The 17,847-nt window shown below is 67.2% G+C and carries 12 protein-coding genes and 1 tRNA gene; 11 read left to right on the top strand and 2 right to left on the bottom strand.

The window, feature by feature from the left end; all coding sequences use genetic code 11:
• Positions 1–50 precede the first annotated feature (50 nt).
• The gene (locus tag ACFXGI_RS22505; protein ID WP_384709465.1) at positions 51–1,277 is read right to left on the bottom strand and encodes a pyridoxal phosphate-dependent aminotransferase; all 1,227 of its coding nucleotides are present in this window, start codon (positions 1,275–1,277) and stop codon (positions 51–53) included.
• 219 nt (positions 1,278–1,496) lie between these two features.
• Between ACFXGI_RS22505 and ACFXGI_RS22510 the strand changes: the two genes are divergently transcribed.
• The 9 genes from ACFXGI_RS22510 to ACFXGI_RS22550 all read left to right on the top strand — a co-directional run bounded on the left by ACFXGI_RS22510 (position 1,497) and on the right by ACFXGI_RS22550 (position 13,916).
• Positions 1,497–1,569 (top strand) — tRNA-Trp (locus ACFXGI_RS22510).
• A 105-nt stretch (positions 1,570–1,674) separates the two neighbouring features.
• Positions 1,675–1,956 carry a preprotein translocase subunit SecE gene (gene secE, locus ACFXGI_RS22515; RefSeq protein ID WP_054222545.1) on the top strand — a complete coding sequence of 94 codons (282 nt, stop codon included), beginning with the start codon at positions 1,675–1,677 and terminating at the stop codon, positions 1,954–1,956.
• Between the two features lie 84 nt (positions 1,957–2,040).
• Positions 2,041–2,952, top strand: a complete 912-nt coding sequence (gene nusG / locus ACFXGI_RS22520) for a transcription termination/antitermination protein NusG (protein WP_384709469.1) — start codon at positions 2,041–2,043, stop codon at positions 2,950–2,952.
• A gap of 168 nt (positions 2,953–3,120) precedes the next feature.
• On the top strand, positions 3,121–3,555 hold the full coding sequence (gene rplK, locus ACFXGI_RS22525; RefSeq protein WP_008739735.1) for a 50S ribosomal protein L11: 435 nt from the start codon (positions 3,121–3,123) through the stop codon (positions 3,553–3,555).
• Positions 3,556–3,644: 89 nt separating this feature from the next.
• The gene (rplA, locus tag ACFXGI_RS22530; RefSeq protein WP_053682631.1) at positions 3,645–4,373 is read left to right on the top strand and encodes a 50S ribosomal protein L1; all 729 of its coding nucleotides are present in this window, start codon (positions 3,645–3,647) and stop codon (positions 4,371–4,373) included.
• Between the two features lie 423 nt (positions 4,374–4,796).
• Positions 4,797–5,327, top strand: coding sequence for a 50S ribosomal protein L10 (rplJ, locus tag ACFXGI_RS22535; protein WP_008739730.1), 531 nt, complete (start codon positions 4,797–4,799; stop codon positions 5,325–5,327).
• Positions 5,328–5,437: 110 nt separating this feature from the next.
• A complete protein-coding gene (gene rplL / locus ACFXGI_RS22540; RefSeq protein WP_384709473.1) occupies positions 5,438–5,818 on the top strand; it encodes a 50S ribosomal protein L7/L12 in 381 nt (126 codons plus the stop codon).
• Positions 5,819–6,436: 618 nt separating this feature from the next.
• On the top strand, positions 6,437–9,919 hold the full coding sequence (rpoB, locus tag ACFXGI_RS22545) for a DNA-directed RNA polymerase subunit beta (RefSeq protein ID WP_384709476.1): 3,483 nt from the start codon (positions 6,437–6,439) through the stop codon (positions 9,917–9,919).
• A 97-nt stretch (positions 9,920–10,016) separates the two neighbouring features.
• The gene (locus ACFXGI_RS22550; protein WP_384709479.1) at positions 10,017–13,916 is read left to right on the top strand and encodes a DNA-directed RNA polymerase subunit beta'; all 3,900 of its coding nucleotides are present in this window, start codon (positions 10,017–10,019) and stop codon (positions 13,914–13,916) included.
• A 102-nt stretch (positions 13,917–14,018) separates the two neighbouring features.
• Here ACFXGI_RS22550 and ACFXGI_RS22555 read toward each other — a convergent pair whose 3' ends face one another.
• Complete coding sequence (locus ACFXGI_RS22555; RefSeq protein WP_384709482.1) at positions 14,019–16,424, bottom strand: YfhO family protein; 2,406 nt, start codon at positions 16,422–16,424, stop codon at positions 14,019–14,021.
• A gap of 539 nt (positions 16,425–16,963) precedes the next feature.
• Between ACFXGI_RS22555 and rpsL the strand changes: the two genes are divergently transcribed.
• Positions 16,964–17,335, top strand: a complete 372-nt coding sequence (rpsL, locus tag ACFXGI_RS22560) for a 30S ribosomal protein S12 (protein WP_007265893.1) — start codon at positions 16,964–16,966, stop codon at positions 17,333–17,335.
• Between the two features lie 2 nt (positions 17,336–17,337).
• Positions 17,338–17,808: a 30S ribosomal protein S7 gene (gene rpsG, locus ACFXGI_RS22565; RefSeq protein WP_330298073.1), complete on the top strand. Its 471-nt coding sequence runs from the start codon at positions 17,338–17,340 to the stop codon at positions 17,806–17,808.
• Positions 17,809–17,847: the final 39 nt, after the last annotated feature.

Raw genomic sequence — 17,847 nt, forward strand, 5'->3', positions numbered from 1 at the left:
GGAACCGTACGGGTCCCGCCCCACCGCCTTTCACCGTTCCGAGGGCAGCCTCAGGCCTTGGCCTCGGCCAGGAGCTTCTGGATGCGGGACACGCCCTCGACCAGGTCCGCGTCGCCCAGGGCGTACGACAGGCGCAGGTAGCCGGGGGTGCCGAAGGCCTCGCCCGGGACGACCGCGACCTCGGCCTCGTCCAGGATCAGCGCGGCCAGCTCGACGGAGGTCTGCGGGCGCTTGCCGCGGATCTCCTTGCCGAGGAGCTCCTTGACCGACGGGTACGCGTAGAACGCGCCCTCGGGGGTCGGGCAGAACACGCCGTCGATCTCGTTCAGCATCCGCACGATCAGCTGGCGGCGGCGGTCGAAGGCCGTGCGCATCTCGTGGACGGCGTCCAGGTTGCCGGAGACGGCGGCGAGCGCCGCGACCTGGGCCACGTTGGAGACGTTGGAGGTGGCGTGCGACTGCAGGTTGGTCGCGGCCTTCACCACGTCCTTCGGGCCGATGATCCAGCCCACGCGCCAGCCGGTCATCGCGTACGTCTTGGCCACGCCGTTGACGATGATGCACTTGTCGGCGAGCTCGGGGACGATCGCCGGCAGGGAGACGAACTTGGCCTCGCCGTAGACCAGGTGCTCGTAGATCTCGTCGGTCAGGACCCACAGGCCCTTGTCGGCGGCCCAGCGGCCGATGGCCTCCGCGTCGGCCTCGGAGTACACGGCTCCGGTCGGGTTCGACGGGGAGACGAAGAGGACGACCTTGGTGCGCTCGGTGCGGGCGGCCTCGAGCTGCTCGACGGAGACGCGGTAGCCGGTGGTCTCGTCGGCGACGACCTCGACCGGGACACCGCCGGCGAGGCGGATCGACTCGGGGTAGGTGGTCCAGTACGGGGCAGGGACGATGACCTCGTCACCCGGGTCCAGGATCGCGGCGAACGCCTCGTAGATCGCCTGCTTGCCGCCGTTGGTCACCAGGACCTGCGACGCGTCCACCTCGTAGCCGGAGTCGCGCAGCGTCTTCGCGGCGATCGCGGACTTCAGCTCGGGCAGACCGCCGGCCGGCGTGTAGCGGTGGTACTTCGGGTTGCGGCAGGCCTCGACCGCGGCCTCGACGATGTAGTCGGGGGTCGGGAAGTCGGGCTCGCCGGCGCCGAAGCCGATCACCGGGCGCCCGGCGGCCTTGAGGGCCTTGGCCTTGGCGTCCACGGCGAGGGTGGCGGACTCGGAAATGGCGCCGATGCGGGCGGAGACACGGCGCTCGGTGGAAGGCGTTTCAGAGGTCATGAGGCCAATCGTCCCAGACGCCTCAGAGGCCCCGCACGCCGTTTCAGTCATCGGACGGACGGCTTGGGAATGTGCTCCGTCGGATGTCAGGTCCAGGGCTACGTTCGACGTCAGGTCCAGGAACCCGTACACTCACCTGTCGTTGGCCCCTGCCGGTCACTCCAGAGCGTGAGCACTCCGTGCACCCGTCTGGATGCGGTAGGTTGGGGGACGCAACAAAGGGTCGTAGCTCAATTGGTAGAGCACTGGTCTCCAAAACCAGCGGTTGGGGGTTCGAGTCCCTCCGGCCCTGCTCCACACTCCTTCTCGGACGTGTGCGCAGGTACGTACTTCGATGCAACGCCGTGCGGCGCAACCGGGCGCGGCTACGGCCACGACCCGGATTCAGGTGAGAGACGTGACGGACGCCCTGGGCTCCATCGACATGCCTGACGCCGAGGATGACACCCGCGAGAAGAAGGCCCGCAAGGGCGGCAAGCGCGGGAAGAAGGGTCCTCTGGGTCGGCTCGCGCTGTTCTACCGCCAGATCATCGCGGAACTCCGCAAGGTCGTCTGGCCGACGCGCAATCAGCTCACGACGTACACCACCGTGGTGATTGTCTTCGTCGTCATCATGATCGGTCTGGTGACCGTGATTGACTATGGGCTTCAGGAAGCCATCAAGTTCGTCTTCGGCTGATCCCCGCGGAGGGCGGCGCCTTGATGGGTGCCGCCCGTTTTCGCATGTTCGACCACCTTTTGTATCCAGGAAGAAGCAGCCACCGTGTCTGACCCGAACCTGAACGCGAGCCCCGACTCCGTCGAGTCCGTCGAGGACGCGCTCGACATCGTCGAGGCGGCAGACGCTGTGGACCCGGACGAGGCCGAGCTGGCCGACGCCGAGGCCGGCGTCGCCGCCGAAGAGGCAGCGCTCCACGTCGAGGACGAGGCTGACGAGGTCGCGGACGACGCCGAGGCCGGCGACGCCGACGAGGATGCCGTCACCGCCGAGGCCGGCGACGTCCAGGACGAGGTCGAGGCCGACGAGGAAGCGGAGGAGGCCGCCGACGCCGAGCCCGTCGACCCCGTCCAGGCCCTGCGCGACGAACTGCGCCTCCTGCCCGGCGAGTGGTACGTGATCCACACCTACGCGGGCTACGAGAAGCGCGTGAAGGCCAACCTGGAGCAGCGCGCCGTCTCGCTGAACGTCGAGGAGTTCATCTACCAGGCCGAGGTGCCCGAGGAAGAGATCGTCCAGATCAAGAACGGCGAGCGCAAGAACGTCCGGCAGAACAAGCTGCCCGGTTACGTTCTCGTCCGCATGGATCTGACGAACGAGTCCTGGGGCGTCGTCCGCAACACCCCCGGTGTCACCGGCTTCGTCGGCAACGCGTACGACCCGTACCCGCTGACGCTGGACGAGATCGTCAAGATGCTCGCCCCGGAGGCGCAGGAGAAGGCCGCCAAGCAGGCCGCCGAGGACGCCGGTCTGCCGGCCCCCGCGGTCAAGCGCACCATCGAGGTCCTGGACTTCGAGGTCGGCGACTCGGTCACCGTCACCGACGGCCCGTTCGCGACGCTGCAGGCGACCATCAACGAGATCAACCCCGACTCGAAGAAGGTCAAGGGGCTCGTCGAGATCTTCGGTCGCGAGACCCCGGTCGAGCTCAGCTTCGACCAGATCCAGAAGAACTGACGATCTTCTGAGCCAACGCTTCCGGACAGGTCAGATCGCCCCGTGAAGGGCGGTCTGACCTGCTCGGTTTTTAGCCCCGCTCCGATACCCGTTATCGTGGTGCGGTATGCCTCCATCCGGATGACCGGATTGGCGGCGAAAAACTCTCACTAGGACCCGGAGAGAGCAATGCCTCCCAAGAAGAAGAAGGTCACGGGGCTTATCAAGCTCCAGATCAAGGCCGGTGCGGCCAACCCGGCTCCGCCGGTCGGCCCCGCGCTCGGTCAGCACGGCGTCAACATCATGGAGTTCTGCAAGGCCTACAACGCCGCGACCGAGTCGCAGCGTGGCATGGTCGTGCCGGTGGAGATCACGGTCTACGACGACCGCTCCTTCACCTTCATCACCAAGACTCCGCCGGCCGCGCGCCTCATCCTGAAGGCCGCGGGCATCGAGAAGGGCTCCGGCGAGCCCCACAAGACCAAGGTCGCCAAGCTCACCGGCGCCCAGGTCCGCGAGATCGCCGAGCTGAAGATGCCCGACCTCAACGCCAACGACGTCGACGCCGCGATGAAGATCATCGCCGGCACCGCGCGTTCGATGGGCGTCACGGTCGAAGGCTGATCCAGCCACCCCCCAGCACCACCAGTGGTAGGGCCAAGCGCTGGTCCGCACCACGACTCCATGCCTGAAGCCGAAAAACAGGAGCAGAAGTGAAGCGCAGCAAGACTCTCCGCGCTGCGGACGCCAAGGTCGACCGGGAGAAGCAGTACGCCCCGCTCGAGGCCGTCCGTCTCGCCAAGGAGACCTCCGCGACCAAGTTCGACAGCACCGTCGAGGTCGCCTTCCGCCTGGGTGTCGACCCGCGCAAGGCCGACCAGATGGTCCGTGGCACCGTGAACCTCCCGCACGGCACCGGCAAGACCGCCCGGGTCCTGGTCTTCGCGACCGGTGACCGTGCAGCGGCCGCGGAAGCCGCCGGCGCCGACATCGTCGGCGATGACGAGCTGATCAACGAGATCGCCAAGGGCAACCGCCTGAACGAGTTCGACGCGGTTGTCGCCACTCCGGACCTCATGGGCAAGGTCGGCCGCCTCGGCCGCGTGCTCGGTCCCCGTGGCCTGATGCCGAACCCGAAGACCGGCACCGTCACCATGGACGTTGCCAAGGCTGTCACCGAGATCAAGGGTGGCAAGATCGAGTTCCGTGTCGACAAGCACTCGAACCTGCACTTCATCATCGGCAAGGTCTCCTTCTCCGATGAGCAGCTGGTCGAGAACTACGGTGCGGCCCTGGACGAGATCCTTCGTCTGAAGCCGTCCGCCGCGAAGGGCCGCTACATCAAGAAGGCCGCCCTGAGCACCACGATGGGCCCCGGCATCCAGCTGGACTCGAACCGCACCCGGAACCTCCTCGTCGAGGAAGACCCGGCCGCTGTCTGAGCTCCGCTGAGCCCCCGGCTCACCTGAGTGGCTGAAACGGGCCCCTCGCCCCCTTCACAGGGCGGCGAGGGGCCCGTTTTCCGTGTTCCGGGCCCCATGTCCCGGACAGGGCGCCAACCGGCGTGTGGCGGCCCGGCGGGGCCGGTCGGCCCCGGGGTTCCGCCGGGCGCTCCCGAGGCGATTTGCCTTGGCTCGGCCGGTTCACGTACTCTTCCGGAGAAGCCAAAGACCGCTGGTCGTTGTCGTGCCCGTAAGGGTGCGGCGGCCGAAGGATCCGCCAATTGCGGACGTCCTGCGCAGGTGACCTTGGAATGTTCCCAGAACTCGTTCTGGTTGAGCTACGCCCTGGCGCCTGCGCCGGGGCGTTTCGTATGTCAGCCCCTTCTGAGCGGTCCTCATCACCCGGAAGGAGGCGAACGCACTATGCCGACGCCCAACAAGGCTGCCGCGGTAGCCGAGCTCAAGGACGCGTTCCAGAGCTCGAACGCCGCCGTGCTGACCGAGTACCGGGGTCTCACCGTCGCGCAGCTCAAGACGCTGCGTCGCTCTCTCGGTGAGAACGCCCAGTACGCCGTGGTGAAGAACACGCTGACCAAGATTGCGGCCAACCAGGCCGGGATCACCGCGCTGGACGAGCACTTCGCTGGTCCGACCGCGGTCGCCTTCATCACCGGTGACCCGGTGGAGTCGGCGAAGAGCCTGCGTGACTTCGCCAAGGACAACCCGAACCTCATCATCAAGGCGGGTGTCCTTGATGGTAAGGCGCTCACCGCCGATGAGATCAAGAAGCTTGCGGACCTCGAGTCCCGCGAGGTTCTGCTCAGCAAGCTGGCCGGCGCGTTCAAGGGCAAGCAGTCTCAGGCTGCCTCGCTCTTCCAGGCGCTGCCGTCGAAGTTCGTCCGCACCGCGGAAGCGCTTCGCGTCAAGCTCGCCGAGCAGGGCGGTGCCGAGTAATTCGGCTCGCGCATTGATCCACGCCGCCTAGTGCGTGGGTCGTAGCGGGCCGTTACGCCCGCCTCTATATACATCCGGCACCTGCCGAATTAGTGGAAGGATCGCCCATCATGGCGAAGCTCTCTCAGGACGACCTCCTCGCCCAGTTCGAGGAGATGACCCTCATCGAGCTCTCCGAGTTCGTGAAGGCGTTCGAGGACAAGTTCGACGTCACCGCCGCCGCGGCCGTCGCCGTTGCCGGTCCGGGTGCCCCGGTTGCCGCTGAGGCCGCCGAGGAGCAGGACGAGTTCGACGTCATCCTCACCGGTGCCGGCGACAAGAAGATCCAGGTCATCAAGGTCGTGCGTGAGCTGACCTCCCTGGGCCTCAAGGAGGCCAAGGACCTCGTGGACGGCGCCCCGAAGCCCGTCCTCGAGAAGGTCACCAAGGAGGCCGCTGACAAGGCCGCCGAGTCCCTCAAGGGTGCCGGCGCGGCTGTCGAGGTCAAGTAACACCTCTGAGGCCCTCCTGGGGCCTCGACCAAGGGCGATCACCCGTAAGGGTGGTCGCCCTTTGGCGTACCCGCAGTGCCTGACTTGCCCTGGTCTCGTTGGGGAGTAGGGTGATCATCGTTGCCCCGAAGCCGGGTCCGGAGCTGATCCGCACGGAGCAGGGGGCCTTGACGAACGGCACGCGGCGCGCAATTCTCAGTCCCGTTGTGGGATCGATCGGCCCCGTGCAGGACCGGTCCGAGATCCGCGGCACGGATCGAAGATCCGAGGCATGGATCGACTACGAAGAGGGCAGTACTGATACGCGCTCTGTGTGCGAGAGCCACGAGAGCCGCGTGTTGGACGCAGGGTCGCAGGGTTGGTTTAAACGACATGGGGAAGGCCTGTTGCCGGTTTCCGGAAACCTGGTCTGGACATCAGTGAGCCAAGTGGCTACACTGACCCTTTGCGCTGCCTGTTAGCTGCCCCCTGCCCGTCGCCAGGGGCATGCCCACGCTCGAGCACACTTGATCGATACGCCCTGACCAGGTCTTTTCGACCGAATCAGGCGGGCCGTCTTCTGTGTCAGCTGGGACCGGTACGCGCGTAGTGAGTCCGAGCCCTCGGAAGGACCCCCTCTTGGCCGCCTCGCGCAACGCCTCGACCAATACGAACACCGGTGCCAGCACCGCCCCGCTGCGCATCTCCTTTGCAAAGATCAAGGAGCCCCTCGAGGTTCCGAACCTCCTGGCGCTGCAGACCGAGAGCTTTGACTGGCTGCTCGGGAACGCCGCCTGGAAGTCTCGCGTCGAGTCGGCGCTTGAGAGTGGACAGGACGTCCCCACCAAGTCCGGTCTGGAAGAGATCTTCGAGGAGATCTCGCCGATCGAGGACTTCTCCGGGTCGATGTCGCTGACCTTCCGCGACCACCGTTTCGAGCCGGCGAAGAACTCTGTCGACGAGTGCAAGGACCGCGACTTCACGTTCGCGGCGCCGCTGTTCGTCACCGCCGAGTTCACGAACAACGAGACCGGAGAGATCAAGTCTCAGACGGTCTTCATGGGCGACTTCCCGCTCATGACCAACAAGGGCACCTTCGTCATCAACGGCACCGAGCGTGTCGTGGTGTCGCAGCTCGTCCGTTCCCCCGGTGTCTACTTCGACTCCTCCATCGACAAGACGTCCGACAAGGACATCTTCGCCGCCAAGATCATCCCGTCCCGGGGTGCCTGGCTCGAGATGGAGATCGACAAGCGCGACATGGTCGGTGTCCGCATCGACCGCAAGCGCAAGCAGTCCGTCACCGTCCTCCTGAAGGCTCTCGGCTGGACCACCGAGCAGATCCTCGAGGAGTTCGGCGAGTACGAGTCCATGCGCGCCACCCTGGAGAAGGACCACACCCAGGGTCAGGACGACGCGCTGCTCGACATCTACCGCAAGCTGCGTCCGGGCGAACCGCCGACCCGCGAGGCCGCTCAGACGCTGCTCGAGAACCTCTACTTCAACCCGAAGCGCTACGACCTCGCGAAGGTCGGCCGCTACAAGGTGAACAAGAAGCTCGGCGCCGACGAGCCGCTGGACGCCGGTGTGCTCACCACCGACGACATCATCGCGACGATCAAGTACCTCGTGAAGCTTCACGCGGGCGAGACCGACACGACCGGTGAGTCGGGCCGTTCGATCGTCGTCGAGACCGACGACATCGACCACTTCGGCAACCGTCGTCTGCGCAACGTCGGCGAGCTCATCCAGAACCAGGTCCGCACGGGTCTGGCTCGTATGGAGCGCGTCGTCCGCGAGCGGATGACCACGCAGGACGTCGAGGCGATCACGCCGCAGACCCTGATCAACATCCGGCCGGTCGTCGCCTCCATCAAGGAGTTCTTCGGCACCAGCCAGCTGTCGCAGTTCATGGACCAGAACAACCCGCTGTCGGGTCTGACGCACAAGCGTCGTCTCTCGGCTCTGGGTCCCGGTGGTCTGTCCCGTGAGCGGGCCGGCTTCGAGGTCCGTGACGTGCACCCGTCGCACTACGGCCGCATGTGCCCGATCGAGACCCCTGAAGGCCCGAACATCGGTCTGATCGGCTCGCTCGCCTCCTACGGTCGCGTCAACGCGTTCGGTTTCGTGGAGACCCCGTACCGCAAGGTCGTCGAGGGCGTCGTCACCGACGAGGTCGACTACCTGACCGCGGACGAGGAAGACCGCTTCGTCATCGCCCAGGCCAACGCCGGCCTGTCCGAGGACATGCGCTTCACCGAGAACCGCGTGCTGGTGCGTCGTCGTGGCGGCGAGATCGACTACATCGCCGGCGACGACGTCGACTACATGGACGTCTCCCCGCGCCAGATGGTGTCCGTCGCGACCGCGATGATCCCCTTCCTCGAGCACGACGACGCCAACCGTGCCCTCATGGGCGCGAACATGATGCGCCAGGCCGTTCCGCTCATCAAGGCGGAGGCCCCGCTCGTCGGCACCGGCATGGAGTACCGCTGTGCGGTCGACGCCGGCGACTCGATCAAGGCGGAGAAGGACGGTGTCGTCCAGGAGGTCTCGGCCGACTACATCACCGTCGCCAACGACGACGGCACGTACACCACGTACCGCGTCGCCAAGTTCTCCCGCTCGAACCAGGGCACCTCGGTCAACCAGAAGGTCATCGTCAACGAGGGTGACCGGATCGTCGAGGCCCAGGTCCTCGCCGACGGCCCGGCCACCGAAGAGGGCGAAATGGCCCTCGGCAAGAACCTGCTCGTCGCGTTCATGCCGTGGGAAGGCCACAACTACGAGGACGCGATCATCCTGTCGCAGCGCCTCGTGCAGGACGACGTCCTCTCCTCGATCCACATCGAGGAGCACGAGGTCGACGCCCGTGACACCAAGCTGGGCCCCGAGGAGATCACCCGGGACATCCCGAACGTCTCCGAGGAGGTCCTCGCCGACCTCGACGAGCGCGGCATCATCCGCATCGGTGCGGACGTCGTCGCCGGCGACATCCTCGTCGGCAAGGTCACGCCCAAGGGTGAGACCGAGCTGACGCCGGAGGAGCGCCTGCTCCGCGCGATCTTCGGTGAGAAGGCCCGCGAGGTGCGTGACACCTCGCTCAAGGTTCCTCACGGTGAGATCGGCAAGGTCATCGGTGTCCGCGTCTTCGACCGCGAGGAGGGCGACGAGCTTCCCCCGGGCGTGAACCAGCTGGTCCGCGTCTACGTCGCCCAGAAGCGCAAGATCACCGACGGTGACAAGCTCGCCGGCCGCCACGGCAACAAGGGTGTCATCTCCAAGATCCTTCCGATCGAGGACATGCCCTTCCTTGAGGACGGCACGCCGGTCGACATCATCCTGAACCCGCTGGGTGTCCCGTCCCGAATGAACCCGGGACAGGTCCTGGAGATCCACCTCGGCTGGCTCGCCAGCCGCGGCTGGGACGTCTCCGGCCTCGGCGAGGAGTGGGCCGAGCGTCTGAAGGTCATCGGCGCCGACCGCGTCGAGCCCGGCACCAATGTCGCCACCCCCGTGTTCGACGGTGCCCGCGAGGACGAGCTCGCCGGCCTCTTCGAGCACACGATCCCGAACCGCGACGGGGACCGCCTGGTCCTCCCGTCCGGCAAGGCGCGTCTGTTCGACGGCCGCTCCGGTGAGCCGTTCCCCGACCCGGTCTCCATCGGGTACATGTACATCCTCAAGCTCCACCACCTGGTCGACGACAAGCTCCACGCGCGGTCGACCGGTCCGTACTCGATGATCACGCAGCAGCCGCTGGGTGGTAAGGCGCAGTTCGGTGGCCAGCGCTTCGGTGAGATGGAGGTGTGGGCGCTCGAGGCTTATGGCGCCGCTTACGCCCTCCAGGAGCTGTTGACCATCAAGTCCGACGACGTCACCGGCCGCGTGAAGGTCTACGAGGCCATCGTCAAGGGCGAGAACATCCCCGAGCCGGGCATTCCCGAGTCCTTCAAGGTGCTCATCAAGGAAATGCAGTCGCTCTGCCTCAACGTGGAGGTGCTGTCCTCGGACGGCATGTCCATCGAGATGCGCGACACCGACGAGGACGTCTTCCGCGCGGCGGAGGAGCTCGGTATCGACCTGTCCCGGCGTGAGCCGAGCAGCGTCGAAGAGGTCTGACGGGCCTGACGGGGGGCTCGCTCAAGAGCCCCCCGTCATCCCCGGGACCGTTCAGACCATGATTGAGACTCGACCCCGAAAGAGGGATTGACGCACAGTGCTCGACGTCAACTTCTTCGACGAGCTGCGGATCGGCCTTGCCACCGCGGACGACATCCGAACCTGGTCCCACGGCGAGGTCAAGAAGCCGGAGACCATCAACTACCGCACCCTCAAGCCCGAGAAGGACGGACTCTTCTGCGAGAAGATCTTCGGTCCGACCCGGGACTGGGAGTGCTACTGCGGCAAGTACAAGCGTGTCCGCTTCAAGGGCATCATCTGTGAGCGCTGTGGCGTCGAGGTCACGCGCGCCAAGGTGCGTCGTGAGCGGATGGGCCACATCGAGCTTGCCGCTCCCGTCACCCACATCTGGTACTTCAAGGGCGTCCCGTCGCGCCTGGGCTACCTGCTGGACCTCGCGCCGAAGGACCTCGAAAAGGTCATCTACTTCGCCGCGTACATGATCACGTTCGTGGACGACGAGCGCCGCACCCGCGACCTCCCGTCGCTGGAGGCCCACGTCTCCGTCGAGCGCCAGCAGATCGAGAACCGCCGTGACGCGGACCTCGAAGGCCGTGCCAAGAAGCTCGAGACCGACCTGGCCGAGCTCGAGGCCGAGGGTGCCAAGGCCGACGTGCGCCGCAAGGTGCGCGAGGGTGCCGAGCGCGAGATGAAGCAGCTCCGTGACCGCGCCCAGCGCGAGATCGACCGCCTCGACGAGGTGTGGGCGCGCTTCAAGAACCTCAAGGTCCAGGACCTCGAGGGCGACGAGCTGCTCTACCGCGAGCTGCGCGACCGCTTCGGCACGTACTTCGACGGTTGCATGGGTGCCGCGGCGCTGCAGAAGCGCCTGGAGTCCTTCGACCTCGACGAAGAGGCCGAGCGCCTCCGCGAGATCATCCGTACCGGCAAGGGCCAGAAGAAGACCCGTGCGCTCAAGCGCCTCAAGGTCGTCTCCGCGTTCCTGCAGACCAGCAACAAGCCCAAGGGCATGGTTCTGGACTGCGTGCCGGTCATCCCGCCGGACCTTCGTCCGATGGTGCAGCTGGACGGTGGCCGCTTCGCGACCTCCGACCTGAACGACCTGTACCGCCGCGTGATCAACCGCAACAACCGCCTGAAGCGCCTTCTCGACCTCGGTGCCCCCGAGATCATCGTGAACAACGAGAAGCGCATGCTCCAGGAGGCCGTGGACGCCCTCTTCGACAACGGTCGTCGTGGTCGTCCGGTGACCGGTCCCGGCAACCGTCCGCTGAAGTCCCTGAGCGACATGCTCAAGGGCAAGCAGGGTCGATTCCGTCAGAACCTCCTCGGCAAGCGCGTGGACTACTCCGCGCGTTCCGTGATCGTCGTCGGTCCGCAGCTGAAGCTGCACCAGTGTGGTCTGCCCAAGGCCATGGCGCTGGAGCTCTTCAAGCCGTTCGTGATGAAGCGCCTGGTCGACCTGAACCACGCGCAGAACATCAAGTCGGCGAAGCGCATGGTCGAGCGCGGCCGCACGGTCGTGTACGACGTGCTCGAAGAGGTCATCGCCGAGCACCCGGTTCTGTTGAACCGTGCGCCCACGCTGCACCGCCTCGGCATCCAGGCCTTCGAGCCCCAGCTGGTCGAAGGCAAGGCCATCCAGATCCACCCGCTCGTCTGCACCGCGTTCAACGCGGACTTCGACGGTGACCAGATGGCCGTGCACCTGCCGCTCTCCGCGGAGGCGCAGGCCGAGGCCCGCATCCTGATGCTGTCCTCGAACAACATCCTCAAGCCGGCCGACGGCCGTCCGGTCACGATGCCGACCCAGGACATGGTCCTCGGTCTGTTCTTCCTGACCACCGACGGTGAGCTCCGTGACACCAAGGGCGAGGGCCGCGCGTTCGGCTCCACGGCCGAGGCGACCATGGCGTTCGACAACGGCGAGCTCGCGCTGCAGTCGTCCGTCGACATCCGCTTCCCGGTGGGCACCATCCCGCCGCGCGGCTGGGTGGCGCCGGTCGCCGAAGAGGGCGAGCAGGAGTTCCAGCCGGGCGACAGCTTCCGTCTGAAGACCTCGCTGGGCCGCGCGCTCTTCAACGAGCTGCTGCCCGAGGACTACCCGTTCGTCGACTACTCGGTGGGCAAGAAGCAGCTCTCCGAGATCGTCAACGACCTGGCGGAGCGCTACCCCAAGGTCATCGTGGCGGCGACGCTCGACAACCTGAAGGCGGCCGGCTTCCACTGGGCGACCCGTTCGGGCGTCACCGTGGCCATCTCCGACGTCGTCGTGCCCGAGGCCAAGAAGGCCATCGTCGCGGGCTACGAGGCGATGGACGAGAAGGTCCAGAAGCAGTACGAGCGCGGTCTGATCACCAAGGACGAGCGCACGCAGGAGCTCATCGCGATCTGGACCAAGGCGACCAACGAGGTTGCCGAGGCGATGAACGCGAACTTCCCCAAGACGAACCCCATCTTCATGATGGTTGACTCGGGTGCCCGAGGAAACATGATGCAGATGCGACAGATCGCCGGTATGCGTGGTCTGGTGTCGAACGCGAAGAACGAGACCATCCCGCGTCCGATCAAGGCGTCCTTCCGTGAGGGCCTCACCGTTCTGGAGTACTTCATCTCCACGCACGGTGCCCGTAAGGGTCTGGCGGACACCGCCCTGCGTACCGCCGACTCGGGTTACCTGACCCGTCGTCTGGTGGACGTCTCGCAGGACGTGATCATCCGCGAGGAGGACTGCGGCACCGAGCGCGGCCTGAAGCTGAAGATCGCCGTTCGCGGCGAGGACGGCGTGCTGCGCAAGGCCGAGGACGTCGAGACGTCCGTCTACGCCCGCATGCTGGCCGAGGACGTCGTCATCGACGGCAAGGTCATCGCGCCGGCCAACGTCGACCTCGGTGACGTCCTGATCGACGCCCTGGTCGCCAACAGCGTCGAGGAGGTCAAGACCCGCTCGGTCCTGACCTGTGAGTCCGCGGTCGGCACCTGTGCCTTCTGCTACGGACGCTCGCTCGCCACCGGCAAGCTGGTCGACATCGGTGAGGCGGTCGGCATCATCGCCGCCCAGTCCATCGGTGAGCCCGGCACCCAGCTGACGATGCGTACCTTCCACACCGGTGGTGTGGCCGGTGACGACATCACGCAGGGTCTGCCGCGTGTCGTCGAGCTCTTCGAGGCCCGTACGCCGAAGGGTGTCGCCCCGATCTCCGAGGCCGCCGGCCGCGTGCGGATCGAGGAGACCGAGAAGACGAAGAAGATCGTCATCACGCCCGACGACGGCAGCGACGAGACGGCGTTCCCGATCTCGAAGCGCGCCAAGGTCATCGTGCACGAGGGCGACCACGTCGAGGTGGGCCAGAAGCTCACCGCGGGTGCCACCAACCCGCACGACGTGCTGCGCATCCTCGGCCAGCGTGCCGTCCAGGTCCACCTGGTCGGCGAAGTCCAGAAGGTCTACAACTCGCAGGGCGTGTCGATCCACGACAAGCACATCGAGATCATCATCCGGCAGATGCTCCGCCGCGTGACGATCATCGAGTCCGGCGACGCGGAGCTCCTGCCGGGCGAGCTCGTCGAGCGCTCGAAGTTCGAGACCGAGAACCGTCGTGTGGTCACCGAGGGCGGTCACCCCGCCTCCGGCCGTCCGCAGCTGATGGGTATCACCAAGGCCTCGCTGGCGACGGAATCCTGGCTGTCGGCCGCCTCCTTCCAGGAGACGACCCGAGTCCTGACGGATGCGGCGATCAACGCCAAGTCCGACAGCCTCATCGGCCTCAAGGAGAACGTCATCATCGGTAAGCTCATCCCGGCCGGTACGGGCCTCGCCCGCTACCGCAACATCCGGGTCGAGCCCACCGAGGAAGCGAAGGCCGCGATGTACTCGGCCGTCGGCTACGACGACATCGACTACTCGCCCTTCGGCACCGGCTCCGGCCAGGCTGTCCCGCTGGAGGACTACGACTACGGCCCGTACAACGGCTGACAGCTCGTATGAAGGAAGCCCCCCGTTGCTCCGTGAGGAGAGGCGGGGGGCTTCTTCGTGTTCCGGCCCCGGCGGGATGCCCCGGGGCCCTGGGCGGCACCGTCAGGCGCGCCGCCGGCGGCGGTGGGTGGTGAGGGTGACCGATGCGAGGGTCAGGAGGGCCAGGGCGGCCGCGGCGAGGCCGGGGGTGAGGCCCTTGGGGGTGAAGGTGCAGGAGACCTTGTCGGTGCCCGCGGGGAGGTCCACCGAGACCAGGCCGTGGAAGCTCTTCACCGGGGCCGTGCACTGCCAGCCCGGGACGGCCGTCATCGCGAAGACGGCCGTGCCCGTGGCGCCCTTCGGGAGGGTGGCCCCGATGGAGTGGCCGCCCGCGGTGACCTCCGTGGCACCGGTGGACTTCAGCGAGGTGATCGCCCTGTCCAGGGCGGCGCGGTCGAGGCAGCCGACGGGGTGTTCGCCGGCCGTCGCGTCCTCGGTCCGGGTACGGACCGACACCGCCACCCTGCCGTCCGCGGGGACCTCGCCCAGCCTGATCACCCCGGTCATCCGGTCCTCCAGGGGGCGGGACGTGCCGGCGTGGGTGAGGGTGCCGTAGATCTGCGGGGAGTACCAGTACGCCTCGGAGCCCGGGGTGCACCGGGCCTCGTACGTCTGCTCCGTGGCCGTGCCCCCGCGGGTGACCTGCGGGACCTGGTGGACGGTGGCGCCGAGGACGTTCTCCTGCCGGGCGTAGACGCTGTCCGCCGGGTTGGGAGAGGTGTAGGGCCCGGTGCGGAGCGTCACCAGGGGAGGGGCCGCGAAGCGCGTGGACGTCCAGCTGCCCGGATCGGCCCCCGGGCGGACCCGGGCGCCGATCGAGAAGATCGCGTCGAGCACCGGGTCGTCGGCGCCGAAGAAGGTCCGGCCGTCGTTCTTGAAGCCGTAGCCGAGGGGCTCCAGGGCCTGGTAGGTGGCCTCCGGCAGGTAGCTGCTGTAGTACTGCGGACCTTCCGCGCGCAGGGCGAGGGCGTCGTTGTACGAGCTCTGCGGCGCGCCGGAGTCGGTCCGGTACGCGGGCCAGCCGTCCACCTGGCGGACGGCGTCGAAGTGCGCGTCGATCGAGCGGTTCGAGGTGGCGACCGGCTTCGCCCAGCGTTCGCGGCTGCGGCGGGAGTCCGCACCGGCGGCCGCCACCGTGGACTCCGCGAAGACCACGCCGACCATGAGGACCGCGGCCACCGGGATCAGGTACCGCCGCTTCTCGCCCAGGGCGAGGAGGACGAGGGCCAGTACGGATACGGCTCCGCCCACCAGCACCGCCGGCCAGGTCCAGCCGCCGAAGTCGTCGGCGCGGCGCAGCACGAAGGTGGCCGCCACCAGCAGGGCGGCCGTCAGCGCCACGTGCAGCGGGCGCGGGCGGTGGGCCAGGGCCAGCCAGGCCAGGACCACCACCATGCCGCTGAAGACGAAGGCCTCGCGGTACGGGTTGCCGTTCGGCACCGCCAGCCCGTGCCACGCGTACTGGGTCGGCGGGAACTGGAACGAGGCGACGACGAGCAGGGTCGCCGCCGCCCACACCAGGCGGGTCCGGCGGGCGATGGCGGCGTTGAACAGGAACGATCCGGCGAGGATCAGGCCCAGCGAGGCCACGTACAGCCTGGGGCGGCCGCCCCACAGGTGCGTGGCGGGGAGCATCCCGGCGAGGAACAGCTCGATCCGTACGGGCTCGAAGGCCCCGGCCTGGGTGGGCTGGGCGGAGCCGCTGGAGAGGAACGACGGCAGCAGGAGCGGGAGGGTCAGCAGGATGCCCGTCCCGGCGGCCGCCCCGGCCCGCCACACGGCGCGCAGCCGCTGCCGGCCGGTCATGTCCCGGGTGATCAGGCGGATGGCGAGCAGTACGCAGGCGGCCATCGTGGCCATCATCGCGGTGTAGAAGTTTCCGAACCAGGCGAGCGCGACGAACAGCGCCGCGCCCGTCCAGCGGCGCTCCTCCAGGCACCACTCGACGGCGATGCCGAGCAGCGGAAGGGCGACAAGGCCCCACAGCCACATCGGGATGTACGAGGCGTCGCTGAGCGCCCAGCCGCAGAGCCCGTAGCAGGCGCCGAGCACCCCGCGCTGCCACCACGGGCCTGGGTGGAGCTTGCCGAGGTAGACCGTCATGACGGCGGCGGCGGTGCCCATGGTGATCGGGCTGATCGCGAAGACGGCGAGGTCGACGTGGTCGCGCGGGACCAGGACGGCCAGCCAGGAGAACGGGTTGCCGAGGTACGTGTAGTAGTCGGACAGGAACTGCTGGCCGAAGCCTCCGCGCCAGGTGAAGAGCACGTCACCGGCGGACTGTCCGTGGGCCAGGTCCCACAGGGCGCGGTGGAAGGGCACGTACTGGTTGGCCTGGTCGTTGATGGCCCGGCCGGTGTTGCCGAAGGGGTAGGTGCCGCGGGCGGCCCAGGCCGAGCAGAACGCGGCCGAGGTGATCAGGAACGCGAGCAGGGGCCCGTACAGGCGGCCGCGCAGACGGGCGGGCACGCGGACGAGCCGCAGGGGCCCGCGGCGGGGAGACGGTAGGGCCGGACGGTCCGTCGCCGTCGTCTCCGAGGTGACCGTCCGCAATGTCCCGCTCCCTGAGTGCTCGTGGATGCCCGTGGACGCCTGTGGACGCCTGTGCCGTTTCGGGACGAATCAAGTGAATCGCTGGGGCAGTTTAGTTCGCTGGGGCGGCCGCCCCGTCCCGCTCCGCTTAGCACGCCTTTACCACATGCGCGAGTCGGCAGGGCCACACCGCGGTCTCGCCCAAGCGGCACATGACCGGCGGCGATATCGCGCTCGCCCCGCGCGGGCCTTTGTTTTGACCGGATGGGATGCGGTAGGTACGCTCAGACCTTGTGCCTGGGGTGTGCCTGGGCTCCTGTGCGTGTCCATCAACCGCATGAGAGCCGGATCAGCCACCGCGATCCATGCGTTTCCGTGCTTGCGCGGAGTCCCGCCGGATCCGACACACCCGACCGCGTGGGTCGGCAAAGTTCCAGGTTAGCTTCACTACACGGCACACAGAAACCGGAGAAGTAGTGCCTACGATCCAGCAGCTGGTCCGTAAGGGCCGGCAGGACAAGGTCGAGAAGACGAAGACGCCCGCGCTTGAGGCTTCGCCCCAGCGCCGTGGCGTCTGCACGCGTGTGTTCACGACCACCCCGAAGAAGCCGAACTCGGCGCTCCGTAAGGTCGCGCGTGTGCGTCTGACCTCCGGCATCGAGGTCACCGCTTACATTCCGGGTGAGGGACACAACCTGCAGGAGCACTCGATCGTGCTCGTGCGTGGTGGCCGTGTGAAGGACCTGCCGGGTGTTCGTTACAAGATCATCCGCGGTGCGCTTGACACGCAGGCTGTCAAGAACCGCAAGCAGGCCCGCAGCCGCTACGGCGCCAAGAAGGAGAAGTAAGAATGCCTCGTAAGGGCCCCGCCCCGAAGCGCCCGGTCATCATCGACCCGGTCTACGCATCTCCTCTGGTGACGTCGCTCATCAACAAGATCCTCCTGAACGGCAAGCGCTCCACCGCCGAGCGCATCGTTTACGGCGCCATGGAAGGCCTCCGCGAGAAGACCGGCGCTGACCCGGTCATCACGCTGAAGCGCGCGCTCGAGAACGTCAAGCCGTCCCTCGAGGTCAAGTCCCGCCGTGTCGGTGGCGCCACGTACCAGGTGCCGATCGAGGTCAAGCCCGGTCGCGCCGCGACCCTCTCGCTGCGCTGGATCGTGGGTTACTCCCGCGCCCGTCGTGAGAAGACCATGACCGAGCGCCTCATGAACGAGCTCCTCGACGCCTCGAACGGCCTCGGTGCGGCCGTCAAGAAGCGTGAGGACACGCACAAGATGGCCGAGTCCAACAAGGCCTTCGCGCACTACCGCTGGTAGTCCCAACCCACATCGAGACCGAGAGAAGACTGAGCCGAT

This window comes from Streptomyces sp. NPDC059355, assembly GCF_042752335.1.
Lineage (GTDB): Bacteria > Actinomycetota > Actinomycetes > Streptomycetales > Streptomycetaceae > Streptomyces.